Genomic DNA, 25,446 nt, shown 5'->3' with positions numbered 1-25,446 from the left:
CGGCGTGCCGGGTATGGGGCAACTCGATGTCACGGCCGGGCCCCCGGAGCGGTAGGGTCGGGGGTGGTCGGGGACATCCCAAAACAGCTCGCCGGCACTGAGCCGGCGTACCAACGAGGAGATCGGTTCGTGACGATCCGCGTAGGCATCAACGGGTTTGGCCGCATCGGTCGCAACTACTTCCGCGCACTGCTGGAACAGGGCGCCGACATCGAGATCGTGGCTGTCAACGACCTGGGTGACACCGCGACCACCGCACACCTGCTGAAGTACGACACCATCCTGGGCCGCCTCAAGCAGGAGGTCTCCCACACCGCCGACACGATCACCGTCGACGGCAAGACGATCAAGGTGCTCTCCGAGCGCAACCCCGCCGACATCCCCTGGGGCGAGCTGGGTGTCGACATCGTCATCGAGTCGACCGGCATCTTCACCAAGAAGGAAGACGCCGAGAAGCACATCGCCGGCGGCGCCAAGAAGGTCATCATCTCCGCCCCGGCGAAGAACGAGGACATCACCCTCGTCATGGGCGTCAACCACGAGCAGTACGACCCGGCGAACCACCACGTCATCTCCAACGCCTCCTGCACCACCAACTGTGTGGCGCCGATGGCGAAGGTCCTCGACGAGAACTTCGGCATCGTCAAGGGTCTGATGACCACGGTGCATGCCTACACCAACGACCAGCGCATCCTGGACTTCCCGCACAAGGACCTGCGCCGCGCCCGGGCCGCCGCGGAGAACATCATCCCGACCACCACCGGCGCCGCCAAGGCCACCGCCCTGGTGCTGCCGCAGCTCAAGGGCAAGCTGGACGGCATGGCCATGCGCGTCCCGGTCCCGACCGGCTCGGTGACGGACCTGGTGGTCGAGCTCTCCCGCGAGGTGACCAAGGAAGAGGTCAACGCCGCCTTCCAGAAGGCCGCCGAGGGCGAGCTGAAGGGCTACCTGGAGTACACCGAGGACCCGATCGTCTCCTCCGACATCGTCAACGCCCCGGCGTCCTGCACCTTCGACTCCTCCCTGACCATGGTCCAGGAGGGGAAGAACGTGAAGGTCATCGGCTGGTACGACAACGAGTGGGGTTACTCCAACCGCCTCGTGGACCTGACGGTCTTCGTCGGCAACCAGCTCTGATCCCCCCGCGGGCAGCCTGATATGAGTTGCAGGGCTCGGCCGGCGCACTCAGCGCCGTCCGGGCCCTGACGCACGTATCGGAGCAGTCGCCCTCTTTCGATCACGAGCGATCACGAGCGAACACGAGCTCTAGCCAGGGAGCCCTCTCATGAAGACGATCGACGAACTCCTCTCCGAAGGGGTCGCGGGCAAGCGGGTCTTCGTCCGCGCCGACCTCAATGTGCCGCTGGACGGCACCACCATCACCGACGACGGCCGCATCCGCGCGGTGCTGCCCACCGTCAAAGCCCTTGCCGAGGCCGGCGCCCGCGTGGTCGTCGCCTCCCACCTGGGCCGCCCCAAGGGCGCCCCCGACCCCGCCTTCTCGCTCGCCCCCGCCGCCACCCGCCTCGGTGAACTCCTCGGCGCCGAGGTGGCGTTCGCCGCCGACACCGTCGGCGACTCCGCCACCTCGACCGTCTCCGGCCTCACCGACGGCAAGGTCGCGGTCCTGGAGAACCTGCGCTTCAACGCCGGCGAGACCAGCAAGGACGACGCCGAGCGCGCCGCCTTCGCCGACCGGCTCGCCGCCCTGGCCGACGTGTACGTCGGTGACGGCTTCGGCGCCGTGCACCGCAAGCACGCCTCGGTCTTCGACCTGCCCAAGCGGCTCCCGCACTACGCCGGCTACCTCATCGCCACCGAGGTCGGCGTCCTGAAGAAGCTCACCGAGGACGTCAAGCGCCCCTACGTGGTCGCCCTCGGCGGCGCCAAGGTCTCCGACAAGCTCGCCGTCATCGACCAGCTGCTCGGCAAGGCCGACCGCCTGCTCATCGGCGGCGGCATGGCGTACACCTTCCTCAAGGCCAAGGGCTACGAGGTCGGCAGGTCGCTGCTCCAGGAGGACCAGATCCCGGCGGTCACCGAGTACCTGGAGCGCGCCGAGAAGCAGGGCGTGGAGCTGGTCCTGCCGGTCGACGCGCTGGTCGCGCCCGAGTTCCCGGACCTGAAGACCAAGGCGCCCGCCAACCCCACAGCCGTCGCCGCGGACGCCATCCCGGCCGACCAGGAGGGCCTGGACATCGGTCCGGAGACCCGCAAGCTCTACGCCTCGAAGCTCGCCGACGCGGCCACCGTCTTCTGGAACGGCCCCATGGGCGTCTTCGAGCACCCCGACTACGCCGAGGGCACCAAGGCGGTCGCCCAGGCCCTCATCGACTCCCCGGGCTTCACCGTGGTCGGCGGCGGCGACTCCGCCGCGGCGGTCCGTACCCTGGGCTTCGACGAGCAGGCATTCGGCCACATCTCGACCGGAGGCGGCGCCTCCCTCGAATACCTCGAGGGCAAGACGCTCCCCGGCCTCGCCGCACTGGAGGACTGACCCTTTATGAGCACGCGCACGCCGCTGATGGCGGGCAACTGGAAGATGAACCTCAACCACCTCGAGGCCATCGCGCACGTCCAGAAGCTCGCCTTCGCCCTGGCCGACAAGGACTACGAGGCCGTCGAGGTCGTCGTCCTGCCGCCCTTCACCGACCTGCGCTCGGTCCAGACCCTCGTCGACGGCGACAAGCTGAAGATCAAGTACGGCGCCCAGGACATCTCCGCCCACGACGGCGGCGCCTACACCGGGGAGATCTCCGGCCCGATGCTGGCCAAGCTGAAGTGCAGCTATGTCGTGGTCGGGCACTCCGAGCGCCGGCAGTACCACGGCGAGACCGACGAGCTGGTGAACGCCAAGGTCAAGGCCGCCCTCAAGCACGGCATCGCCCCGATCCTGTGCGTCGGCGAGGAGCTCCAGGTCCGCGAGGCAGGCAACCACGTCTCCCACACCCTCGCCCAGGTCGAGGGCGGCCTGAAGGACGTCCCGGCCGAGCAGGCCGAGACGGTGGTGATCGCCTACGAGCCCGTCTGGGCCATCGGCACCGGCAAGGTCTGCGGCGCCGAGGACGCCCAGGAGGTCTGCGCCGCCATCCGCGGCAAGCTCGCCGAGCTGTACGGCCAGGAGGTGGCCGACAAGGTCCGCATCCAGTACGGCGGCTCCGTCAAGGCCGGCAATGTCGCCGAGATCATGGCCCAGCCCGACATCGACGGCGCCCTGGTCGGCGGCGCCTCCCTGGACGCCGACGAGTTCGTCAAGATCGTCCGCTTCCGCGACCAGTGAGTATGCGGTAGCGGGGATCCGTCGTACCCTTGCGGGGTCCAGCAGAACCTGCTGGGCCCCGTCGTCCATCCGAATCCGAGGAAGTTGGTCCAGCCGTGGTTTTGGGGTTCTCGATCGCCCTGATCGTCTTCAGCCTGCTGCTGATGCTGCTGGTGCTGATGCACAAGGGGAAGGGCGGCGGCCTCTCCGACATGTTCGGTGGTGGCATGCAGTCCTCCGTCGGCGGCTCCTCGGTCGCCGAGCGCAACCTCGACCGGATCACCGTCGTGGTCGGTCTGCTGTGGTTCGCGTGCATCGTGACGCTCGGCGTCATGATGAAGCTCGACTGAACGAGCAGAGGTACATTCCGCCCGCAACGGGGCGGATCCCCTCCGCATTCCGTGCGTAATGCCCCATGTTCGGTACGCGCAGCACCGCGCGGCCTATCATGGGGCTTGCGTCTTTGAGCGGGGCCCTTGTAACTCCAATCACTGGACGTGCGTTGGGCCTTCCGTAGACTGAGGCGCTCGCAGCGAAGCGGAACGCCGACTCGCTTCGCGGCACCATCACGCAGGGAGTTACGACCGTGGCAAGTGGCAACGCGATCCGGGGAAGCCGGGTCGGGGCGGGGCCGATGGGCGAGGCCGAGCGCGGCGAGTCCGCGCCGCGGCTGCGCGTCTCCTTCTGGTGCTCCAACGGGCACGAGACACAGCCGAGCTTCGCCAGCGACGCGCAGGTGCCCGAAACCTGGGACTGCCCCCGCTGTGGCTTTCCGGCCGGTCAGGACCGCGACAATCCGCCGGACCCCCCGCGCACCGAGCCCTACAAGACCCACCTCGCGTATGTGCGGGAGCGGCGCAGCGACGCGGACGGCGAGGCCATCCTCGCCGAGGCCCTCGCCAAACTGCGGGGCGAGATCTAGTTTTTGACGACCGACCGGGCAGCGACACCTGCCTGGTCGCTGTCGTTTCCGGCCCTGGCCGGCCGTTCGCGCGGCGATTGTCAGTGGTGCCCTCTACGGTTGCGAATCGACCGACCGTGAGGGGGAGTTGTGGCGACAGCCGAAACCGCGGGCACCCGTGCGCCCGCATGGCGCGGCGGATTCGGGCGGCTGTGGAGCGCGGCCGTGCTCTCCAGCTTCGGCGACGCGCTGCGCACCGCCGCGCTGCCTCTGCTCGCCGTCTCCCTCACCGACGATCCGCTGCTCATCGCCTCCGTCACCGCCTGCGGCCATCTGCCCTGGATCGTGTTCGGCCTGCTCGGCGGCGCGGTCGCCGACCGGGTGGACCAGCGGCGGGCCATGTGGGCGGTGGACCTGCTGCGCGGACTGCTGGTCGCCGCCTTCGCCGTGGCCGTGGCGCTCGGCCACGCCTCCATCGGGCTGCTCATCGCCCTGGCGTTCATCCTGACCACCCTGCAGACCCTCTTCGACAACGCCGCCACCGCCCTGCTGCCCTCCTTGGTGCCCCCGGGCGCCCTCGGCAGCGCCAACGCCCGCCTGATGACCGGCCAGCGCCTGGCAGGTGGACTGCTCGGCGGGCCCGCCGTCCCGCTGCTGCTGACCGCCGGGGCCGCCGCACCCTACGCCGTCGACGCCGCCACGTATCTGCTGGCCGCCGCCCTGATCGCCTCGCTGGGGCGGCCCGCCGCCGAGCGCGCCCCGGGACCGCCCGGCAGCACCCTGCGCCGGGAGATCGCCGAGGGGCTGCGCACCCTGGTCCGGGACCGGGTGCTGCGCGCGCTGTGCACCGCGACCGCGCTGTGCAATATCGGCATCGGCGCTCTCATCGCCACGCTGGTGATCCTGGTGACCGGCTGGCTGGGCGCGGGGGAGACCGGCTATGCGGCGGCCCTGACGGCGTACACGGTCGGCAGTCTCGCCGGGGGAGCGGCGAGCGGACGGCTGGTCGCCCGGCTCGGACGGGCCCGGTCGGTGCTGCTCGCCGGGAGCGTGCAGACCGCCGCACTGCTCGCCATGGGCGGCGTGCGCCACCTGGGCGCGCTCCTCGTGTCCCTCGCCGTCTTCGGCTTCATGGGCATGGTCTGGAACGTCAACACCACCACCCTGCTGCAGGAGCGCAGCCCCGCCGGGATGCTCGGCCGGGTCTCCTCCGCGCACCGGACGCTCGGGGTCGCCGGGACACCGCTGGGCGCGCTGCTCGGCGGGGCCCTCGCCGCGGCCTGGGGGGCGGGCACCCCGGCGCTGCTCGCGGCAGGCTTCTTCGCCCTCGCCACCGCCGCGCTGATACCTGTGCGCCGCCCCGACGTACCTGTTGGTGCGCCGGACGACGGCGCCACGACAGCTCACGTCCACCGCTGATCAATTAGGTTGGGACCGGCAGCGGGGCAAGGTACGCAGCACAGAGCGAGGAAGAAGGCTGAAGTCCGAGATGAACGCAGACGGCCGTACCGGGCTCAATCAGATGCCCGAGTGGAGCGCCCTGGTCAAGCACCGTGAGGAGCTCGGGGAGGTGGAGCTGCGCGAGCTGTTCGCCGCCGACCCCGGCCGCGGCACCTCCTACGTCCTCCGTGTGGGTGACCTGTACATCGACTACTCGAAGCACCTGGTCACCGACCGGACGCTGGCGTTGCTGCGGGACCTGGCGGCGGCGACGGATGTGTTCGGACTGCGGGACGCGATGTTCCGCGGCGAGAAGATCAACACCACCGAGCGGCGGGCGGTGCTGCACACCGCGCTGCGGGCGCCGCGGGACGCGGTGGTGGAGGTCGACGGCGAGAACGTCGTGCCGGGTGTGCACGCGGTGCTCGACAAGATGGCCGACTTCTCCCGGCGCATCCGCTCCGGCGAGTGGACGGGCCACACCGGCAAGCGGATCCGCAATGTGGTCAACGTCGGCATCGGCGGCTCGGACCTCGGCCCGGCGATGGCCTACGAGGCACTGCGCGCCTACACCGCCCGGGATCTGACGTTCCGCTTCGTCTCCAACGTGGACGGGGCGGATCTGCACGAGGCGCTGCGGGACCTGGACCCGGCCGAGACGCTGTTCATCATCGCCTCCAAGACCTTCACCACGATCGAGACGGTCACCAACGCCACCTCGGCCCGCTCCTGGCTGCTCAACGGCCTGGGCGGCGACGAGAGCGCGGTCGCCAAGCACTTCGTCGCCCTGTCGACCAACGCGGAGAAGGTGGCGGCCTTCGGCATCGACACGGCGAACATGTTCGAGTTCTGGGACTGGGTCGGAGGCCGCTACTCCTACGACTCGGCCATCGGCCTGTCGCTGATGATCGCGATCGGGCCGGAGCGGTTCCGGGAGATGCTGGACGGCTTCCGGCTGGTCGACGAGCACTTCCGCACCGCGCCAGCGGAGGCCAACGCACCGCTGCTGCTGGGGCTGCTGGGCATCTGGTACAACAACTTCTTCGACGCCCAGTCGCACGCCGTGCTGCCGTACTCGCACTACCTGTCGAAGTTCACCGCGTACCTGCAGCAGCTCGACATGGAGTCCAACGGCAAGTCCGTGGACCGCGACGGCCGGCCCGTCGCCTGGCAGACCGGTCCGGTGGTGTGGGGCACGCCGGGCACCAACGGACAGCACGCGTACTACCAGTTGATCCACCAGGGCACCAAGCTGATCCCGGCGGACTTCATCGGCTTCGCCCGGCCGGTCGCCGAGCTCGGCGACGAACTGGCCGCGCAGCACGACCTGCTGATGGCGAACTTCTTCGCGCAGACGCAGGCGCTGGCCTTCGGCAAGACGCCCGAGGAGGTGCGCGCCGAGGGGGTGCCCGAGGAGCTGGTGGCGCACAAGACCTTCCGCGGCAACCACCCCACGACCACCATCCTCGCCAAGGAGCTGACCCCCTCGGTGCTGGGGCAGCTGGTCGCGCTCTACGAGCACAAGGTGTTCGTGCAGGGCGCGGTGTGGAACATCGACTCCTTCGACCAGTGGGGCGTGGAGCTGGGCAAGGTCCTCGCCAAGCGCATCGAGCCCGCCCTCACCGAGGGGGCGGACGTGCCCGGCCTGGACGCCTCCACCAAGGCGCTCGTCGGCACCTACCGGGAGCTGCGCGGCCGTTCCTGAGCACGCTGCGGTGAAGCGGGCGGCAGCACGCCGTCCGCTTTCCCGTAGACTCCCCGGCGATCAACGGCAGGCCGGCACGGCGGACGCTCGGGGGAGCTGAGGTGGTACGTACGCGTGGTGGTTGGATCGGCGGTCCGCTCGGGGTGCGGAACGCGCTGAAGGCGCACCGGGCCGCACGCGTTGCCGATGCTCCGCATCGGCGCCCTCCTCCGCCTTGCAGCTGCACGCACCAGACCCCGCTCGCCGGTGCTGACAAGGCGCCGGCGATTCCCGCAGGCTGATCCAAACGAAAGGCCCTAGCAGCCGCGGCGCGGCGCCCGCCGGCCAAGGGCCGGCTCAGGCGACCGCGCTCAGTGTGTCCGCGAGGCGGCGGCGGGCCGCCCGGGCGGCCGGGAGGGCGGCCAGTGCGGCCGCGCCCAGCACGGCGGCCACGGTGAGCCCCAGCAGGAACAGCGCGGGCGGCCCCTGGGCGATCCCCGCCCCGATGCCGCTCGATCTGCCCTGGGCGTCGATCAGCCAGCGCGCCAGCGGCAGCCCGAGGATCATGGCGGCGAGCACGGCGGCCATCGCCGTGCACGCCACGGCCGTCACCGTCATCGCGGTGATCTGGCGCGGTGACAGGCCGATGGCCTTCAGCGCCAGCAGATCCCGCTCGCCCTCCCGCACCATCCCGCCGATCGCGGTGAGCAGCTCGATCAGCCCGATCAGGGCCAGCACGGCGATCAGGCCGAGGACGACGGCGCGCAGCGGGGAGAGCCCGTCGGCCGGGTTGGTCACGGTGTGCACGTCGAGATGGCCGAGCCCCCCAGACGTCAGCCGGTCGGCGACGGCCTGCGGGTCGGCGCCCGGCTCCAGGCGCACCTGGTAGAGGGTCGGCCGGAGGGTGGGGTCGTTGGCGCGGAGGGTGTCGAGGGAGGTGGAGATGACCCGGCCGGCGTTCTCCGGCTCGATGCTGCGGCCGACGATGTGCAGGATCTGCGGCCGGTCGCCGACCGTCATCCGCACCCAGTCGCCGACCTGGACGTGCAGCAGGTCGAGCAGACCCTGCCCGGCCACCGCCTCGTCGGGCCCGCGGGCGGTGCGCCCCTCGGCCAGCGTGAAGGGGTACGGCTCCTGCCCGGTGCCCAGACCCCGCAGGGCGATGGTGGCGGTCTGGCCGGGGACCAGGGCGGCGACCTCCGTGCCCGGGTAGGCGGCGGCCACCTGCGGGTCGTTCTCCAGCAGGGCCCGGGTCTCCTTCTCGCCCAGCGTCGCGTCCGCGCGCACACTGAGCGCGGTGGGCAGGCCCATGCGTTCCGGTTCGCTGTGGAAGCGGTCGAGGCTGGTCCAGGCGCTCATCGCCACCACGATCAGCAGCAGCGGCAGCGCCAGCCGGGCCACCGTCCCGAGGGAGCGCGGGCGGCGGGTGAACGCCTTGCGCCAGCCGAGCACCAGCGCCGGCGGCACCCGCATGCCCAGCGCCCGCCGGGCCACGCCGGTCAGCCGTCCGGCCGGGGGCGCCGCGGGGCGGGGGACCGGCACCGGGGGCACGCGTCCGGCCCGCCAGGCGGCGAGCCCGGTGGTCGCGCCGATGAACAGCACCGCCGCCACGGGCACCGCGAACAGCGTCACGGTCTGCCCGGGCAGCCCCTGCCACACGGCGACCGCGTCCCCGAGCCGCCCCGGTATCCCGCTGCCCAGCGCCTCCATCAGCACCGCGCCGGCCACGGCGCCCAGCAGGGCGTAGCCGAGGTGCTGCATCAGGAAGACCCGGACGACCTGGCCGGGCGTGAAGCCGATCGCCTTGAGGATGGCGATGTCCCGCAGATGCCCCCGGATGCGGGTGCCGATCGCCCCGTGCACGGCGAATCCGGCGGCGACCAGCGCGCCCAGCCCGAACAGGCCGAGCACCTGACCGAGCAGCCGGTTGTCGTTCTGTGCCTCGGCGCGGGCCTGCTGCCAGGTGGCGACCTCGCCGATCGCCCCGGCGCCCAGCACGGTCACGGCCCGCTGCACGGTGTACTCGGTGTCGGCCGGGTCGGTCAGCCGCAGCCCGATCACCTGCCCGGCCGGTTCGGCCACGGCCGACGGCAGCGCCCACACCAGGCCCGGCTGCTCGCCCGGACGGTAACGGGGCTCGGCGCTGTCGGCGATGCCGATCACGGTGAGCGTGCGGGCCGTGCCGGGGACGGTCAGGGTGTCGCCGGGCGCGGCGAGCAGGGCGCGGGCGAGCCGGCTCTCCAGCACCACGCCGTCGGGCGTCGCCGCGTCCAGCCACTTCCCGGAGGTGATCAGCGGGCGTCCCACGTCGGGCCGCTCGGGCGTGCCGCGCAGTTCGACCGAGGCCCGGCTGCCGCGCGAGGCGACGGTCAGCGAGGAGGTCGGGTAGGGGCCCGCGACGTCGTCCACGCCGTCCAGCCGGGCGAGCTTCGCGGCGTCGGCGGTGCCGGTGGTGTGCAGCGTGACGTGCGCGCCGTGCGCCTGGGCGAACACGCGCTGCCAGGGGTTGGTGGCGTAGCCGAACAGGGCGGCGGCCAGCAGCAGCGAGACCACGATGCCGGCGGTGGCGAGGACGAGGAACAGCGCCTCGCCGCGGTGCGTGCGCAGATCGGAGTGCGCCCAGCGCAGGGTGGCTCGCACCGGCCTCACCCCTTCGGCGCGCGGAGGTCGTACACCTGGGAAAACGTCCGCATGTCAGTCCTTCAGCTCCAGCACCCCGGAGATGCCCTTGCCGCTCGCCGGCCCGCCGTCGAGCGCCGCGTCGTCGACGATCCGTCCGTCGAAGAAGCTGATCACCCGGTCCGCGGCGCTGGCCAGCCGGGCGTCGTGGGTGACCAGGACGATGGTCTGCCCGCGCTGGTGGAAGCGGGACAGCAGCCGCATCACCTCGCGGGTGCCCCGGCTGTCCAGGCTGCCCGCCGGCTCGTCGGCCAGCAGCAGCGGGGGGTGGTTGACCAGGGCGCGGGCCAGTGCGACCCGCTGCTGCTCACCGCCGGACAGCTCGCCCGGGATGCTGCGCTCCTTGCCGGTCAGGCCCAGCTCGTCCAGCAGCGCCTCCCGCTCGGCGCGGGCCTGCTTCGGCGGCACCCCGGCGAGCAGGGCGGGCAGCTCCACGTTGTCCGCGACGGACAGGTCGGAGACCAGGTTGAAGAACTGGAAGACGATCCCGATGCGCCTGCGGCGCTCCACCGCCCAGCGGGCCTCGTCGTAGTCGTCGGTGCACTCGCCGTCCAGCCAGATGCTGCCCTTGTCGGGCCGCTGGAGACCGCCGAGGAGATGCAGCAGGGTCGACTTTCCTGCGCCGGACGGACCGGTGATCGCCACGAACTCGCCCCGCGCCACGCTCAGATCGACGCCGCGCACCGCGTGCGCCGGGGCGCCCTCGCCGTAGTGGGTCTTGACCAGGCCTTCGGCGCGCAGCACGGGAGCGGTGCTCTCGCTCACTCCAGGTCCTCCAGCTCTTCCTGGCACCGTTCCAGCCAGTCGAGGTCGGCCTGCAGGTGCAGCATCGCGCCCTCGATCAGCAGATGGGCGATGCGATTGTCCCGGTCTTCGGCGGCGGCGAGCTTGGACAGCGCCCGCATGGTGTTGAGGTACTGGCGGCGCTGCTTGTTGATCAGGGCGATCTGGTCGGCGAGTCCGGTCTGCGGGGCGAGCGCCAGCTTCATGAAGAATTCGTCCCGCACCCGTGGTTCGTCCGCCGTCTCCTCGTACCAGGCGCGCAGCGCCTCGCGCCCGGCGTCGGTGAGGTGGTAGACCTTCTTGTTGGGCCGGCTGGACTGCTCGACGTCCTCGCCCTCGATCAGTCCCGACTTCTCGAGGCGGCCGAGGGTCACGTAGATCTGGCCGACGTTCGGCTGAGGGTACGCCGAGCCCAGCAGTTGCTCAAGGTCCTGCTTCAGCTCGTAGCCGTGCGCCGGACCGCGGGCGAGCAGCGCCAGGAGGGGCAGCCGCACTCGAGCTCTCCTCCTCGCGTCTGGTCAATGTGCCGCAGGCCCTAGTATCGCGCATACCTAACAGGTATACATGGCCTCTGACTCCCGGACGAGGGCGCCCGGGGGCCGGTGTACAGGGAGGAACCTATGCGGTGGATCCGTGCCGCGGGTAGGGGCCTTCTTGTGCTGGTCGTGGTCCTGACCGGTTACGTCTCCGCCGGAGCGAGCGCCGAGGAGCCTGCCGGGGGCGGCCGCGGACCGCTCACCCTGGCCACCGCGGGTGACCTCACCGGCTATCTCGGCCCGCTGCTCGAGGGCTGGAACCGCGCCCACCCCGGCGAGCGGGTCACCCTCGTCGAACTGCCCGACTCCGCCGACGAGACCCGGGCTCAGATGATCACCGATCTGCGGCGCGGCGAGGCCGGCCGCTTCGACGTGCTCAACATCGACGTCAGCTGGACGTCGGAGTTCGCCGCCGCCGGGTGGATCCGCCCGCTGCCGCGCGACCGCTTCCCGCTGGACACCTTCCTGCGCCCGGTCGTGGACACCGCGACCTACGACGACAAGCTGTACGCCGTCCCCTATGTCACCAACGCCGGGCTGCTGCTGTACCGGACGGACATCCTCGCCAAGGAGGGCGTCGCGCCGCCGCGCACCTGGGCCGAGCTGGAGAGCACCGCGAAGAAACTCGCGCCGAAGTACGGCCTCGACGGCTACGCCGGGCAGTTCCTGCCCTACGAGGGGCTGACCGTGAACGCGGCCGAGGCGGTCTACTCGGCGGGCGGCAGCATCCTCGGCGACGAGGGCGAGCGGGTCACCGTCGACTCCCGGGCCGCCCGCGAGGGCATCGGCTTCCTGGCGCGCGGCGTGCGTGAGGGCTGGATCCCGCGCGAAGCGCTCACCTACAAGGAGGAGGAGTCCAAGCAGGCCTTCCAGGACGGCCGGCTGCTCTTCCTGCGCAACTGGCCCTACGCCTATGTCGCCGCCTCCGCGCCCGGCTCCCGGGTGGCCGGCAATGTCGGCGCCGTCCCGCTGCCCGGACCGGACGGGCCCGGCACCAGTGTGCTCGGCGGCTCCAATCTGGCCGTCGGCACCCATGCCCGGCACCCCGACACCGCCGCGCGGCTGATCGCGTACCTCACCAGTGAGCCGGTCCAGCGCCAGGTCCTCACGCGCGGTGCGCTGCCGCCGGTACGGGCCGCGCTGTACGAGGACCCGGAGCTGATCCGGCGCTTCCCCTATCTGCCGACCCTGCGCGAGAGCGTGCTCGCCGCCGCGCCGCGCCCCAAGAGCCCGCACTACGACCAGGTGAGCCTGGTGGTGCAGGCGGTCGTGCACGACGCGATGACCGGGCGGCAGACCACCGAGGCCGCCGTGCGGCGGCTGGCCGGCGAGCTCGCCGCCGTCTCCTCGCGCTGACACCTTCCTGGCGCCTCCCGCTCCCTAGTTACTTGTTAAGTAACGCGCGCATCTCGATCGTCCGCGAGATGCCCGGATTGTTCCTGTTTACTCGAATCAACTCCCCGGTAGCTTCGGTACGTTCATTGACACCCTCGCGACACGCCTATTTAACATGCATGTATAACCGCTAGCACGCACAGACGGGTTCGACGGGGTGAGTCTCAAGCGCATCGACAGCCGCCAGTGGTGGCGCGACGCAGTGATCTACCAGGTGTACGTACGCAGCTTCCTGGACAGCACCGGAGACGGCATCGGCGATCTCGCCGGAGTCAGGGCCGGCCTGCCCTATCTGAAGAAGCTCGGCGTGGACGGGATCTGGCTGAGCCCCTTCTATCCCTCGCCCCAGCACGACCACGGCTACGACGTGGCCGACTACTGCGACGTCGACCCGGTCTTCGGCGACCTCGCCGAGTTCGACCTGCTGGTCACCCAGGCCCGGCGCCTGGGCATCAAGGTGCTGCTGGACATCGTCCCCAACCACTGCTCCAGCGAGCACCCCTGGTTCCGTGAGGCCCTCGCCAGCCCGCCCGGCAGCCCCGAGCGCGCCCGCTTCCACTTCGCCGACGGCCGGGGCCCCGACGGCAGCGAGCCGCCCAACAACTGGCACGCCATGTTCGGCGGCCCCGCCTGGAGCCGGGTCACCGAGGCGGACGGCAGCCCCGGCCAGTGGTACCTGCACATGTTCACGCCCGAGCAGCCCGACTGGAACTGGCGCAACCCCGAGGTCGCCGCCGAGTTCGACCGCACCCTGCGGTTCTGGCTGGACCGGGGCGTCGACGGCTTCCGCATCGACGTGGCCGCCGGACTGTTCAAGCACCCGGACCTGCCCGACTCGCCGGACCCGGAGGCCGACGCCCGCACCCGCGACTCGGTCAACCCGCTCGCCTGGAACCAGCCCGAGGTGCACGACGTGTGGCGGCACTGGCGCGCGGTGTGCGAGGAGTACACCGCCCGCGACGGCCGCGAGCGCCTGCTGGTCGGCGAGGTGTCCGTGCCCAGCGCCCGCGAGCACGCGATGTACGTCCGCCCCGACGAGCTGCACCAGGCGTTCTTCTTCGACCTGCTGGGCGCCCCCTGGGACGCCGACGCCTTCCGCAAGGTCATATCCGAGGCGATGGAGGACATCGCCGGCACCGGCTCCACCGTCACCTGGGTCCTCAACAACCACGACCAGGTCCGCACCGTCACCCGCTACGGCGAGCCCACCCCCCAGGGCAGCGGGCTCGGCGCCGCCCGCGCCCGCGCCGCCGCGCTGCTGATGCTGGCGCTGCCCGGAGCCGCCTACATCTACCAGGGCGAGGAACTGGGTCTGCCCGAGGTCGTCGACCTGCCCGACGACGTGCTCACCGACCCGATCTTCCGCCGCACCGGCAGCAGGGCCCGTATCCGCGACGGCTGCCGGGTGCCGCTGCCCTGGTCCGGGCAGGCCTCCCCGTTCGGCTTCACCTCCGGTGCCGGAGGCGTCAAGCCGTGGCTGCCCCAGCCCGAGTACTTCGCCGAGTACGCCACCGACCGCGCACTCGCCGACACCCAGTCCTTCTGGCACCTCTACCGCGACGGCCTGCAACTGCGCGCCGCGCTCCCGCAGCTGGGCGAGGGCACTCTGCAGTGGCTGGACACCCAGCCCGGCGTGCTCGCCTTCGTCCGCGGCGGCGACCTGGTGTGCGCCGTCAACTTCGGCACCGCCCCCGTACCCGCCCCGGTCTCCGGCACCCCGCTGCTCGCCAGCGGACCGTGCCCGGCCGGGGTGCTTCCCGGCTCCACCGCCGCCTGGTGGATCAGCGACTCCTGAGCCGAGCCGCACCCCGTATCCCGAAGGGACATCAACGAAGATGCGACGTACCCGACGCACCACCCTGATCACCGGATGCACGGCGCTTGTCATCGCCCTGACCGCCACCGCCTGCGGTGGCGACGACCCGGTCTCGGCCGGCGGCGGCGACAAGTCCCTGAACGGCCAGACCGTCACCGTGGCCGGTGTCTGGTCCGGCAGCGAGCAGAAGAACTTCCAGAAGGTGCTGGACGCCTTCTCCGAGAAGACCGGCGCCAAGACGCAGTTCGTCTCCACCGGCGACAACGTCTCCACCGTCGTCGGCAGCAAGATCGAGGGTGGCAACGCCCCCGACGTCGTGATGGTCCCGCAGGTCGGCGTGCTCAAGCAGTTCGCCGAGAAGGGCTGGCTCAAGCCGCTGGACGAAAAGGTCAAGTCCGCGGTGGGCGCCAACTTCGCCAAGGTCTGGCAGGACTACGGCACCGTCGACGGCACCCTGTACGGCCTGTACTTCAAGGCCGCCCACAAGTCGACCGTCTGGTACAGCCCCGAGGCTCTCGAGCAGGCCGGCGTCGAGGCGCCCAAGACCTACGACGAGATGCTGAAGAACGGCCGGACGATCTCCGACTCCGGTCTCGCCGCGTTCTCCGTCGCCGGTCAGGACGGCTGGACGCTCACCGACTGGTTCGAGAACATCTACCTCTCCCAGGCCGGCCCCGAGAAGTACGACGCCCTCGCCGCCCACGAGATCAAGTGGACCGACCCGACCGTGGTCGAGGCGCTCGACACGCTCGGCAAGCTGTTCAAGGACAAGCAGCTCATCGCGGGCGGGCAGAAGGAGGCGCTGAACACCGACTTCCCCGGCTCCGTGGAGAAGGTCTTCGGTCCGAAGCCCGACGCCGCCATGGTCTACGAGGGCGACTTCGTCGCCGGTGTCGCCAAGGACCAGTTCGGCAAGACCATCGGCACCGACGCCAACTTCTTCCCCTTCCCGCCGGTCGGCAAGGGCCAGGCGCCCGTGGTCAGCGGCGGCGACGCGGCCGTCGTCCTGAAGGACGGCAAGAACTCCAAGGCCGGCATGGCGCTCGTCGAGTACCTGGCCAGCCCCGAGGCCGCAGCCGTGTGGGCCGAGGCGGGCGGCTTCCTCTCCCCGAACAAGAAGCTCGACCTCTCCTCCTACGGCGACGACGTCACCCGCGCCACCGCCAAGTCCCTGGTCGAGGCCGGTGACACGGTCCGCTTCGACATGTCCGACCAGGCCCCCGCCGCCTTCGGCGGCACCAAGGGCGCCGGCGAGTGGAAGATCCTCCAGGACTTCCTGCGCAACCCGGCCGACCCGAAGAAGACCGCGGCCGAGCTCGAGGCCGCCGCGGCGAAGGCCTACGGGAACTGACCATGACCACCACCGTGGTGAAAGAGGCGAGGCGCTCGTCGCCCGCCCGCCCCGACGGCGCACGCGCTCGGCGCTCGCGCCGCCGGGGCCGGGTGATCGCCCTGTTGTTCGCGCTGCCGGCGCTGCTCCTGCTGGGCGCGCTGGTCGTCTATCCGGTGCTGTTCTCCATCGGCCGCAGCCTCTTCGACGCCTCCGGCGACACGTTTGTGGGCGGCGAGAACTACGCCGAGATGTTCCGCGACCCGACCACCCTGAAGGCCATCCGCAACACCGCCATCTGGGTCGTGGTCGCGCCCACCCTGCTCACCGGTCTCGGCCTCGTCCTGGCCGTGCTGGTGGAGAAGATCCGCTGGGCCACCGCCTTCAAGCTGCTGCTGTTCATGCCGATGGCGGTGTCCTTCCTGGCCGCCGGCATCATCTTCCGGCTCGCCTACGACGAGGACCCCGACAAGGGCGTCCTCAACGCGGCGGCCGTGTCGATCCACGACGCCTTCGACGAGGGCGCCGAGTACCCGACGGCACGCGCCCGTGACGGGCAGGGCCTGAACCAGCAGAAGGACGGCTCCTACGTCACCGGCTCCCAGGTCTCGCCCGGCTCCGCCACCGCGCTCGGCCTGGTCGGCGTCGCCCCCAAGGACCTGCCCGGCGACGCCAAGCCCGCCAAGGAGGCGGCCGCCCGGGAGGCCGGCGCCGACGAGGTGCGCGGCGTGGTGTACCTCGACTTCACGCCCGGCGGGGGAGGCAAGCCCGGAGTGGTCGACTCCCGCGAGAGCGGCCTGCCCGGGATGAAGGTCGAGGCGGTCCAGGGCGGCAAGACCGTTGCCAGCACCACCACCGCCGCCGACGGCTCCTTCCGCTTCACCGGCCTGAAGGACGGCTCGTACACCCTCAAGCTGCCCAAGGACAACTTCGAGGAGCCCTACGACGGCATCTCCTGGCTGGGGCCCACCCTTGTCACCCCGGCGATCATCGGCGCCTACCTGTGGATCTGGACCGGCTTCGCCATGGTCCTGATCGGCGCGGGCCTGTCCACCCTGCCGCGTGACGCCCTGGAGGCGGCCCGGATGGACGGTGCCAACGAGTGGCAGATCTTCCGCAAGATCACTGTACCGCTGCTCGCGCCGGTGCTCACGGTCGTCTTCGTCACCCTGGTGATCAATGTGATGAAGGTCTTCGACCTCGTCTACATCATCGCCCCCGGCCCCGTGCAGGAGGACGCGACCGTGCTCGCCACCCAGATGTGGCTGGTGTCGTTCGGCGGTGGCAACAACCAGGGACTCGGCAGCGCCCTCGGCGTGCTGCTGCTGCTCCTGGTGATCCCGGCCATGGTCTTCAACGTCCGCCGTTTCCGAAGGAGTCAGCGATGAAGACGATCCGGCGCGGACTGAGCAGCGCGGTGGTGCAGGCGTTCCTGGTCGTGATCGGCCTGGTCTGGATGACCCCGCTGGCCGGGCTGTTCCTCTCCTCGCTGCGCTCCGCGGAGGACACCGCGAAGGGTGGCTGGTGGACGGTGTTCACCGCCCCGGGGCAGCTGTCCTTCGACAACTACTCGGCGCTGCTGGACAACTCCGGCATGACCCAGGCGTTCTGGAACACCGTGCTGATCTCGGTGCCGGCCACCGTGCTGGTGGTGGTCATCGCGGCGCTCGCCGGATACGCCTTCGCCTGGCTGGACTTCCCCGGCCGCGACTCCGTCTTCCTGGTGGTGGTCGCGCTGCTGGTGGTCCCGGTGCAGATCGGTCTGCTGCCGGTCGCCAAGCTGTTCGGGCAGCTCGGCCTGTTCGGGACGATCCCCGGCGTGGTGCTGTTCCACGTGGCGTACGGCCTGCCCTTCGCGGTGTTCCTGCTGCGGAACTACTTCGCGGAGATCCCCAAGGAGATGCTGGAGGCCGCGCGGATGGACGGCGGCAGCGAGTGGCGCATCTTCACCCGGCTGGTGCTTCCGGTGGGCCGGCCGGCGATCGCCAGCCTCGCCATCTTCCAGTTCCTGTGGGTGTGGAACGACATGCTGGTGGCGCTGCTGTTCGCCGACAGCTCGTCGCAGCCGCTGACCGTGGCGCTCCAGTCCCAGATCCGCCAGTTCGGCAGCAACATCGACGTCCTGGCCCCGGGCGCGTTCCTCTCCCTGGTGATCCCGGTCGTCGTCTTCTTCGCCTTCCAACGCCACTTCGTCCAGGGGGTGATGGCAGGCTCCGTCAAGTAGGGCTCGCGCTGGGCTTCTTCGCCCCCTCCGCCCCTACCCATCCCCGTCCCCCGGGGGCTCCGCCCCCGGACTCCCACCCTTCAACGGGCCGGAGGGACCAACTCCCCGCCCCGCCCCCCTGGCCTCTCCACCACCGGAGGGACCAACTTCCCCGTCCACCCCTCCGGTCCCCGGGGGCACCGCCCGGTCCTCTCGGCCACCCCAACGCCGGAGGACCGGGCTCCTGCCCGTTCAGTCCAGATCCGCAGGCTCTGCCCACCCCTGAGTTTCCCCAGCGCGCGAGGCCAACCGCGGTATCTCTGACACCGGGCGGGCTGACCTCTCCAGACCCGTTCGGCCCCAACGCACAAACGCCGGACGGGCTTTGACAGCCTGTCCGGCGCTTGAGGACGAGGCCCGTTGAAGGCCGAAGCGGGGGTCCGGGGGCGGAGCCCCCGGGGGACGGGAACGGGTAGGGGCGGAGGGGGCGAGAACCCTTACGGTGACGCCGGGGGGTACAGGGATCTCGGCAACTGGGATGCCGCCGCCGCGTCCAGGAGCCACAGGGTGCGGGTCTTGCCGCGGGCGCCTGCTGCCGGGGCCTGGATCTCACCCGCGCCGGAGAGGGCGATGGCCGCGGCCTGGGCCTTGTCCTCGCCTGCGGCGAGGAGCCAGACCTCGCGGGCGGACCGGATCGCCGGGAGGGTGAGGGAGATGCGGGTGGGGGGTGGTTTCGGGGCGCCGTGGACGCCGACCACCGTGCGCTCGGTCTCGCGGACCGCGGGGAGCTCGGGGAAGAGGGAGGCCACGTGCGTGTCCGGGCCGACGCCCAGCATCAGGACGTCGAAGGTGGGGACGGGACCGTGGTTCTCCGGGCCCGCCGCCCGCGCCAGCTCCTCCGCGTACGCGGCCGCCGCCGCGTCCACATCGTTGCCGTACGGCCCGTCCGACGCCGGCATCGCATGTACCCGCTTCGGATCCAGCGGCACCGAGTCGAGCAACGCCTCACGCGCCTGTGTGACGTTGCGCTCCGGGTCGCCCTCCGGCAGGAACCGCTCGTCGCCCCACCACAGATCGAGCCGGCCCCAGTCGATCGCGTCCCGGGCGGGCGCCGCCGCCAGCTCGGCCAGCAGGCCGTTGCCGTTGCGCCCGCCGGTCAGCACCACCGACGCCGAACCCCGTGAGCTCTGCGCGTCGACGATCCGGGTGATCAGCCGTGCCGCCGCGGCCTGCGCCATCAGCTCCTTGTCGCGGTGCACGACCAGCTGCGGTGCCTGACTCATTTCGCCGCCGCCTTCTTCACCGGCGCCTCGTCCGTCGCCTCGGCCGCGGGAGCTTTCGCAGCCGTCTCGACGGGTGCGGCGTCCGCTTCCCGTCCGCCTTGACCGGTCCCTTCTCCTGCCCTTTCTCCTGCCGCTTCTCCTGCCCCTTCTCCTTTGGGCGGCTCGGCGCCCGAGAGAGAGGGCGAGTCGTCCCCGGCCGTCTTCAGGCGCTCCACGCCGTAGCGCAGCGCCGAGGCATACGTGTCGTCCGGGTCGAGCCGCCGCAGCTCCTCCGCGATCAGCTCCGCGGTGTCCCGGCGCTTGAGCGCCACCGCCCGCTTGGGCTGACCCTGGATGGACAGCGTCGCCAGCGCGCCGTCCGCCCGGTCGAGCACGATCGGCCCGCAGTCGGTGTCCATCCGGACCGCGGTCAGCCCGGGCCCGCCGGACAGGGACCGCTTCACCGGCACGTCCAGCCGGTCCGCCAGCCACATCGCCAGCAGCTCGCAGCTCGGGTTGAACTCCTCGCCCTCCACCTCGACGCCCAGCACCTTGCAGTTCACCTGGTCCAGGGCGGCGGCCAGCATCGAACGCCAGGGAGTGATCCGGGTCCATGCCAGGTCCGTGTCACCGGGGGTGTAGGCGTCCGCGCGGGCCGCGAGCTCCCGCATCGGCTGCTCGCAGGCGTAGGTGTCGGTCACCCGGCGCTGGGCCAGCGCACCCAGCGGATCGGCGGCCGGGTTCAGCGGCGCGTTCACCGGCCACCACACCACCACCGGCGCGTCCGGCAGCAGCAGCGGCAGCACCACCGACTGGGCGTGGTCGATCACCTCGCCGTACAGCCGCAGCACCACCGTCTCGCCGGTGCCCGCGTCCGCGCCCACCCGCACCTCGGCGTCCAGCCGGGACTGGGTGCGGTCGCGCGGCGAGCGGGAGACGCGCTTGATCACCACCAGGGTGCGCGAGGGATGCTCGTGCGAGGCGTCGCTCGCCGCCTTCAGCGCGTCGTAGGCGTTCTCCTCGTCCGTCACGATGACCAGCGTCAGCACCATGCCGACGGCCGGGGTGCCGATGGCGCGGCGGCCCTGCACCAGCGCCTTGTTGATCTTGCTGGCCGTGGTGTCCGTGAGGTCTATCTTCATGGCCGGCGCCAGCTCCGTCCGTCTCGCTCGAGCATTTCGTCCGCCTCGGCGGGCCCCCACGTACCGGCCGGGTACTGGGCGGGCTTGCCATGGCGGTCCCAGTACTCCTCGATCGGGTCGAGGATCTTCCAGGACAGCTCGACCTCCTCGGTGCGCGGGAAGAGGTTCGAGTCGCCGAGCAGGACGTCCAGGATCAGCCGCTCGTACGCCTCCGGGCTCGACTCGGTGAACGACTCGCCGTAGGCGAAGTCCATCGACACGTCCCGGATCTCCATCGACGTGCCCGGCACCTTCGAACCGAACCGCACGGTGACCCCCTCGTCCGGCTGGACGCGGATCACGATGGCGTTCTGCCCGAGCTCCTCGGTGGCCGTGGTGTCGAAGGGCGAGTGCGGCGCCCGCTGGAAGACCACCGCGATCTCGGTGACCCGGCGGCCCAGCCGCTTGCCGGTGCGCAGATAGAAGGGGACGCCCGCCCAGCGGCGGTTGTCGATGCCCAGCTTGATCGCGGCGTAGGTGTCGGTCTTGGAGCCCGGGTCGATGCCGTCCTCCTCCAGATAGCCGCGCACCTTGGTGCCGCCCTGCCAGCCCGCCGAGTACTGACCGCGCACGGTGTCCCGGCCCAGGTCCTTCGGCAGCCGCACGGCACCCAGCACCTTGGTCTTCTCCGCGGCGAGCGCGTCCGCGTCGAAGGAGGCGGGCTCCTCCATCGCGGTCAGCGCCAGCAGCTGGAGCAGGTGGTTCTGGATGACGTCGCGGGCGGCGCCGATGCCGTCGTAGTAGCCGGCCCGGCCGCCGATGCCGATGTCCTCGGCCATGGTGATCTGGACATGATCCACATAGGACCGGTTCCAGATCGGTTCGAACATCTGGTTGGCGAAGCGCAGCGCCAGGATGTTCTGGACGGTCTCCTTGCCCAGGTAGTGGTCGATGCGGAAGACCTGCTCCGGTTCGAACACCTCGTGCACGATCGCGTTGAGCTCCTCGGCCGACTTCAGATCGTGGCCGAAGGGCTTCTCGATGACCGCGCGCCGCCAGGAGCCGTTCGTCTGGTCGGCGAGGCCGTGCTTCTTCAGCTGCTGGATGACGACGGGGAAGGAACGCGGCGGCACCGACAGGTAGAAGGCGAAGTTGCCGCCCGTGCCCTGGGCCTTGTCCAGCTCCTCGATGGTCTCGCGCAGCCGCTCGAAGGCCTCGTCGTCGTCGAAGGTGCCCTGCACGAAGCGCATGCCCTGGATGAGCTGCTGCCAGACCTCCTCACGGAAGGGGGTGCGGGCGTGCTCCTTGACCGCGTCGTGGACCTCCTGGGCGAAGTCCTCGTGCTGCCACTCGCGGCGGGCGAAGCCCACCAGCGAGAAGCCCGGCGGCAGCAGCCCCCGGTTGGCCAGGTCGTACACGGCCGGCATCAGCTTCTTGCGGGACAGGTCGCCCGTGACGCCGAAGATGACCAGGCCCGACGGCCCCGCGATACGCGGGAGCCGTCGGTCCGCCGGGTCACGCAGCGGGTTCGCTCCGGGACCTGAAAGCGGTGACAAGGTCTCAGCCCTCCGAGGGGGCGAGGCGCTCCAGCTCCGCCTCGGTCGACTTCAGCAGGTCGTTCCAGGAGGCCTCGAACTTGTCGACACCCTCGTCCTCGAGCACCTGCACCACCTCGTCGTAGGAGATGCCGAGCCGCTCGATCGCGTCGAGGGCGGCGCGGGCCTGCTCGTAGGTGCCGGCGATGGTGTTGCCGGTGATGTGGCCCCGCTCCTCGGTGGCGAACAGGGTCGCCTCCGGCATGGTGTTCACCGTGTTGGGCGCGACCAGCTCGTCCACGTACATGGTCGGCCGGTACGCCTTGTCCTTCACACCGGTGGAGGCCCACAGCGGGCGCTGGGCGTTGGCGCCCGCGCGCTCCAGGGCGGTCCAGCGCTCGGAGGAGAAGACCTCCTCGTACGCCTGGTAGGCCAGGCGGGCGTTGGCGACGGCGGCCTTGCCGCGCAGCGCCTTGGCCTCGTCGGTGCCCAGGGCGTCGATGCGCTTGTCGATCTCGGTGTCCACGCGGGAGACGAAGAACGACGCCACGGAGTGGATCTTCGACAGGTCCAGGCCCTTGGCCTTGGCCTTCTCCAGGCCGGCGAGGTAGGCGTCCATGACCTCGCGGTACCGCTCGAGGGAGAAGATCAGCGTGACATTGACGCTGATGCCGAGGCCGATGACCTCGGTGATGGCCGGCAGGCCGGCGCGGGTGGCCGGGATCTTGATGAGGGTGTTGGGCCGGTCCACCAGCCAGGCCAGCTGCTTGGCCTCGGCGACCGTCGCCCGGGTGTTGTGCGCCAGGCGGGGGTCGACCTCGATGGAGACCCGGCCGTCCTTGCCGCCGGTGGCGTCGAACACCGGGCGCAGGATGTCGGCGGCGTCCCGGACGTCCGCCGTGGTGATCATGCGGATGGCTTCCTCGACGGTGACCTTCCGCGCGGCGAGGTCGGCGAGCTGCTGGTCGTAGCCGTCGCCCTCGGAGATCGCCTTCTGGAAGATGGTCGGGTTGGTGGTGACGCCCACTACGTGCTGCTGGTCGATCAGCTCGGCCAGGTTGCCGGACGTGATCCGCTTGCGCGACAGGTCGTCCAGCCAGATCGCGACGCCTTCCTCGGAGAGGCGCTTGAGTGCGTCTGTCATGGAAATTGCATCTCCTACGTGTCGTATATGAGCGTCAGCGCTGAGCCGCGGCGATCGATTCCCGGGCCACCGCGGCCACGTTCTCGGCCGTGAAGCCGTACTCCTTGAACAGCACCTTTCCGTCGGCGGAGGCACCGAAGTGCTCCAGGGAGACGATGCGCCCCGCGTCGCCGACGTACTTGTGCCAGGTCAGTCCGACACCGGCCTCGATCGCGACCCGCGCCTTCACGGACGGCGGCAGAACGCTGTCCCGGTACCCCTGGTCCTGCTCCTCGAACCACTCCACCGACGGCATCGACACCACCCGGGTGGGCACACCGGCCGCCTGGAGCTGCTCGCGCGCCTCGACCGCCACATGCACCTCGGAGCCGGTGGCGATCAGGATCACCTGCGGCTCGCCGCCCTCGGCCTCGAACATCACATAGCCGCCGCGCGCCGCGCCCTCGTTCGGCTCGTAGACCGGCACACCCTGCCGGGTCAGCGCCAGACCGTGCGGGGTGCCCTTGCCGAACTCCTTGGTCCAGCGCTTGAGGATCTCCCGCCAGGCGATCGCCGTCTCGTTGGCGTCCGCCGGGCGCACGATGTTCAGGCCCGGGATGGCGCGCAGCGACGCCAGGTGCTCCACCGGCTGGTGGGTCGGGCCGTCCTCGCCCAGACCGATCGAGTCGTGGGTCCACACGTAGGTCACGGGCAGGTGCATCAGCGCCGACAGCCGCACCGCGTTGCGCATGTAGTCGGAGAACACCAGGAAGGTGCCGCCGTAGATGCGGGTGTTGCCGTGCAGCGCGATGCCGTTCATCTCCGCGGCCATGGCGTGCTCGCGGATACCGAAGTGGATGGTGCGGCCGTACGGGTCGGCCTCCGGCAGCGGGTTGTCCGCCGGCAGGAACGACGAGGTCTTGTCGATCGTGGTGTTGTTGGAGCCCGCCAGGTCGGCCGAGCCGCCCCACAGCTCCGGGATCACCGCGCCCAGCGCCTGCAGCACCTTGCCGGATGCGGCACGGGTGGCGACCGCCTTGCCCGGCTCGAACACCGGGATGCTGTCCTCCCAGCCCTTGGGCAGCTCACCGGCGGCCATCCGGTCGAACAGCGCCGCCCGCTCCGGGTTGTTGCTGCGCCACTCCTGGAACGACTTCTCCCACTCGGCCTTGGCCTGCCGCCCGCGCTCCAGCGCCTTGCGGGTGTGCTCGATGACCTCGTCGGCCACCTCGAAGGTCTTCTCCGGGGCGAAGCCCAGCACCCGCTTGGTCGCCGCGACCTCCTCCTCGCCCAGCGCCGAGCCGTGCGCGGCCTCGGTGTTCTGCGCGTGCGGGGCCGGCCAGGCGATGATCGAGCGCATGGCGATGAACGACGGCCGGTCGGTGACCTTCTTCGCCTCCTGGATCGCCGCGTAGATCGCCGCCGGGTCCAGGTCGCCGTTGGCCTTCGGCTGCACGCGCTGCACATGCCAGCCGTAGGCCTCGTAGCGCTTGACGGTGTCCTCCGAGACCGCAGTCTCGGTGTCGCCCTCGATCGAGATGTGGTTGTCGTCCCACAACAGGATCAGGTTGCCCAGCTTCTGGTGGCCGGCCAGCGAGGACGCCTCGGCGCTGATGCCCTCCTGCAGGCAGCCGTCACCGGCGATGCAGTACACGAAGTGGTCGAACGGCGACTCGCCGGCCGGCGCGTCCGGGTCGAACAGGCCCCGCTCGTAACGGGCGGCCATCGCCATGCCCACCGCGTTCGCCACACCCTGGCCCAGGGGGCCGGTCGTGGTCTCCACACCGACCGTGTGCCCGTACTCCGGGTGACCCGGCGTCTTCGAGCCCCAGGTGCGGAAGGACTTCAGATCGTCCAGCTCGAGACCGAAACCGGCCAGGTACAGCTGGGTGTACAGGGTCAGGGACGAGTGACCGGCGGACAGCACGAAACGGTCCCGCCCGACCCAGTCGGCGTCCGCCGGGTCGTGCCGCATCACCTTCTGGAAGAGGGTGTACGCGGCAGGCGCCAGGCTCATCGCCGTACCCGGATGGCCGTTACCGACCTTCTGTACGGCATCGGCGGCCAGGACGCGGGCGGTGTCCACGGCCCGCTGGTCCAACTCGGTCCACTCGAGGTCTGTGGTGGTCGGCTTGGTGCTCACCCTGAGTCAGGGCTCCTCTCCACATGTACGTATGCCGATGACGGCCCACCGGCGGTGTCGAGCCTACCCCCGTAGGACACGCGTTCTTCCGGTCATTCCAGACTGCCGGGCGTCCCGGCGATCCGCCTCCTGACTTGGTCGGACCTGCATTCGGCAGATGAATACGAGCGCGCTCACCCGCGCGCTCAATCGAGCTCGAACAAGCACCTCGGAGGGTGTCCGCCAACACGACCGGA

At 70.8% G+C, this 25,446-nt stretch carries 20 protein-coding genes; 12 read left to right on the top strand and 8 right to left on the bottom strand.

Translation table 11 applies throughout. From position 1 onward, the window contains the following. The first annotated feature begins 129 nt into the window (after window positions 1–129). The 7 genes from gap to pgi all read left to right on the top strand — a co-directional run bounded on the left by gap (window position 130) and on the right by pgi (window position 7,305). Entirely contained in the window at window positions 130–1,137 is a 1,008-nt protein-coding gene (gene gap, locus ABD198_RS07490) for a type I glyceraldehyde-3-phosphate dehydrogenase (RefSeq protein WP_343998696.1), read from the top strand. 148 nt (window positions 1,138–1,285) lie between these two features. Further along, window positions 1,286–2,497, top strand: coding sequence for a phosphoglycerate kinase (locus ABD198_RS07485; protein WP_343998694.1), 1,212 nt, complete (start codon window positions 1,286–1,288; stop codon window positions 2,495–2,497). A 6-nt stretch (window positions 2,498–2,503) separates the two neighbouring features. Beyond that, on the top strand, window positions 2,504–3,280 hold the full coding sequence (gene tpiA / locus ABD198_RS07480; protein ID WP_343998692.1) for a triose-phosphate isomerase: 777 nt from the start codon (window positions 2,504–2,506) through the stop codon (window positions 3,278–3,280). A 95-nt stretch (window positions 3,281–3,375) separates the two neighbouring features. Next, window positions 3,376–3,609, top strand: a complete 234-nt coding sequence (secG, locus tag ABD198_RS07475) for a preprotein translocase subunit SecG (RefSeq protein WP_167991465.1) — start codon at window positions 3,376–3,378, stop codon at window positions 3,607–3,609. Window positions 3,610–3,845: 236 nt separating this feature from the next. Then, window positions 3,846–4,181, top strand: a complete 336-nt coding sequence (locus ABD198_RS07470; RefSeq protein WP_119105043.1) for an RNA polymerase-binding protein RbpA — start codon at window positions 3,846–3,848, stop codon at window positions 4,179–4,181. Window positions 4,182–4,310: 129 nt separating this feature from the next. Continuing rightward, complete coding sequence (locus ABD198_RS07465; RefSeq protein ID WP_343998686.1) at window positions 4,311–5,579, top strand: MFS transporter; 1,269 nt, start codon at window positions 4,311–4,313, stop codon at window positions 5,577–5,579. A gap of 70 nt (window positions 5,580–5,649) precedes the next feature. Continuing rightward, the gene (gene pgi, locus ABD198_RS07460; protein WP_343998684.1) at window positions 5,650–7,305 is read left to right on the top strand and encodes a glucose-6-phosphate isomerase; all 1,656 of its coding nucleotides are present in this window, start codon (window positions 5,650–5,652) and stop codon (window positions 7,303–7,305) included. A gap of 336 nt (window positions 7,306–7,641) precedes the next feature. On the opposite strand, the gene ABD198_RS07455 is transcribed toward pgi, so the two are convergent. From ABD198_RS07455 to ABD198_RS07445, 3 genes are read right to left on the bottom strand one after another with little or no spacing between them, the layout of a single operon-like run. Next, a complete protein-coding gene (locus tag ABD198_RS07455) occupies window positions 7,642–9,924 on the bottom strand; it encodes an ABC transporter permease (protein WP_343998683.1) in 2,283 nt (760 codons plus the stop codon). A 54-nt stretch (window positions 9,925–9,978) separates the two neighbouring features. Further along, window positions 9,979–10,728, bottom strand: a complete 750-nt coding sequence (locus tag ABD198_RS07450) for an ABC transporter ATP-binding protein (RefSeq protein WP_343998681.1) — start codon at window positions 10,726–10,728, stop codon at window positions 9,979–9,981. Next, on the bottom strand, window positions 10,725–11,240 hold the full coding sequence (locus tag ABD198_RS07445; protein WP_343998679.1) for a PadR family transcriptional regulator: 516 nt from the start codon (window positions 11,238–11,240) through the stop codon (window positions 10,725–10,727). Before ABD198_RS07445 ends, ABD198_RS07450 begins: the two co-directional genes overlap by 4 nt. Before the next feature lie 126 nt (window positions 11,241–11,366). Here ABD198_RS07445 and ABD198_RS07440 point away from each other — a divergent pair, with 126 nt between their 5' ends. The 5 genes from ABD198_RS07440 to ABD198_RS07420 all read left to right on the top strand — a co-directional run bounded on the left by ABD198_RS07440 (window position 11,367) and on the right by ABD198_RS07420 (window position 18,047). After that, the gene (locus tag ABD198_RS07440) at window positions 11,367–12,638 is read left to right on the top strand and encodes an ABC transporter substrate-binding protein (RefSeq protein WP_343998677.1); all 1,272 of its coding nucleotides are present in this window, start codon (window positions 11,367–11,369) and stop codon (window positions 12,636–12,638) included. Between the two features lie 196 nt (window positions 12,639–12,834). Next, window positions 12,835–14,472 (top strand): glycoside hydrolase family 13 protein, encoded by a 1,638-nt coding sequence (locus ABD198_RS07435; RefSeq protein ID WP_425580432.1) that lies wholly within the window; start codon window positions 12,835–12,837, stop codon window positions 14,470–14,472. 40 nt (window positions 14,473–14,512) lie between these two features. Beyond that, window positions 14,513–15,844, top strand: coding sequence for an ABC transporter substrate-binding protein (locus ABD198_RS07430; RefSeq protein WP_343998675.1), 1,332 nt, complete (start codon window positions 14,513–14,515; stop codon window positions 15,842–15,844). Between the two features lie 2 nt (window positions 15,845–15,846). Continuing rightward, entirely contained in the window at window positions 15,847–17,211 is a 1,365-nt protein-coding gene (locus ABD198_RS07425; protein WP_343998673.1) for an ABC transporter permease subunit, read from the top strand. Further along, a complete protein-coding gene (locus tag ABD198_RS07420; RefSeq protein ID WP_343998671.1) occupies window positions 17,208–18,047 on the top strand; it encodes a carbohydrate ABC transporter permease in 840 nt (279 codons plus the stop codon). Before ABD198_RS07425 ends, ABD198_RS07420 begins: the two co-directional genes overlap by 4 nt. Window positions 18,048–18,523: 476 nt before the next feature. On the opposite strand, the gene pgl is transcribed toward ABD198_RS07420, so the two are convergent. The 5 genes from pgl to tkt are packed head-to-tail and all read right to left on the bottom strand — an operon-like array spanning window position 18,524 to window position 25,210. Beyond that, window positions 18,524–19,309, bottom strand: coding sequence for a 6-phosphogluconolactonase (pgl, locus tag ABD198_RS07415; protein WP_343998669.1), 786 nt, complete (start codon window positions 19,307–19,309; stop codon window positions 18,524–18,526). After that, entirely contained in the window at window positions 19,306–20,430 is a 1,125-nt protein-coding gene (gene opcA / locus ABD198_RS07410; RefSeq protein WP_343998667.1) for a glucose-6-phosphate dehydrogenase assembly protein OpcA, read from the bottom strand. Before opcA ends, pgl begins: the two co-directional genes overlap by 4 nt. Continuing rightward, complete coding sequence (gene zwf, locus ABD198_RS07405) at window positions 20,427–21,965, bottom strand: glucose-6-phosphate dehydrogenase (RefSeq protein WP_343998665.1); 1,539 nt, start codon at window positions 21,963–21,965, stop codon at window positions 20,427–20,429. Before zwf ends, opcA begins: the two co-directional genes overlap by 4 nt. Before the next feature lie 4 nt (window positions 21,966–21,969). Continuing rightward, window positions 21,970–23,088, bottom strand: coding sequence for a transaldolase (tal, locus tag ABD198_RS07400; protein ID WP_343998663.1), 1,119 nt, complete (start codon window positions 23,086–23,088; stop codon window positions 21,970–21,972). Window positions 23,089–23,122: 34 nt separating this feature from the next. After that, window positions 23,123–25,210, bottom strand: a complete 2,088-nt coding sequence (gene tkt, locus ABD198_RS07395) for a transketolase (RefSeq protein WP_343998662.1) — start codon at window positions 25,208–25,210, stop codon at window positions 23,123–23,125. Window positions 25,211–25,446 lie beyond the last annotated feature (236 nt).

Source organism: Streptomyces thermocarboxydovorans, from assembly GCF_039524635.1.
GTDB lineage: Bacteria > Actinomycetota > Actinomycetes > Streptomycetales > Streptomycetaceae > Streptomyces > Streptomyces thermocarboxydovorans.
This window is presented reverse-complemented; position numbering and strand designations above follow the sequence as displayed.

What these genes read in the sequence shown, in the direction of transcription:
- pgl (WP_343998669.1), bottom strand. Translation starts at nt 19,309, where the DNA reads ATGAGTCAGGCACCGCAGCTGGTCGTGCACCGCGACAAGGAGCTGATG.
- ABD198_RS07440 (WP_343998677.1), top strand. Translation starts at nt 11,367, where the DNA reads ATGCGGTGGATCCGTGCCGCGGGTAGGGGCCTTCTTGTGCTGGTCGTG.
- tal (WP_343998663.1), bottom strand. Translation starts at nt 23,088, where the DNA reads ATGACAGACGCACTCAAGCGCCTCTCCGAGGAAGGCGTCGCGATCTGG.
- opcA (WP_343998667.1), bottom strand. Translation starts at nt 20,430, where the DNA reads ATGAAGATAGACCTCACGGACACCACGGCCAGCAAGATCAACAAGGCG.
- tpiA (WP_343998692.1), top strand. Translation starts at nt 2,504, where the DNA reads ATGAGCACGCGCACGCCGCTGATGGCGGGCAACTGGAAGATGAACCTC.
- ABD198_RS07420 (WP_343998671.1), top strand. Translation starts at nt 17,208, where the DNA reads ATGAAGACGATCCGGCGCGGACTGAGCAGCGCGGTGGTGCAGGCGTTC.
- pgi (WP_343998684.1), top strand. Translation starts at nt 5,650, where the DNA reads ATGAACGCAGACGGCCGTACCGGGCTCAATCAGATGCCCGAGTGGAGC.
- ABD198_RS07485 (WP_343998694.1), top strand. Translation starts at nt 1,286, where the DNA reads ATGAAGACGATCGACGAACTCCTCTCCGAAGGGGTCGCGGGCAAGCGG.
- ABD198_RS07425 (WP_343998673.1), top strand. Translation starts at nt 15,847, where the DNA reads ATGACCACCACCGTGGTGAAAGAGGCGAGGCGCTCGTCGCCCGCCCGC.
- ABD198_RS07430 (WP_343998675.1), top strand. Translation starts at nt 14,513, where the DNA reads ATGCGACGTACCCGACGCACCACCCTGATCACCGGATGCACGGCGCTT.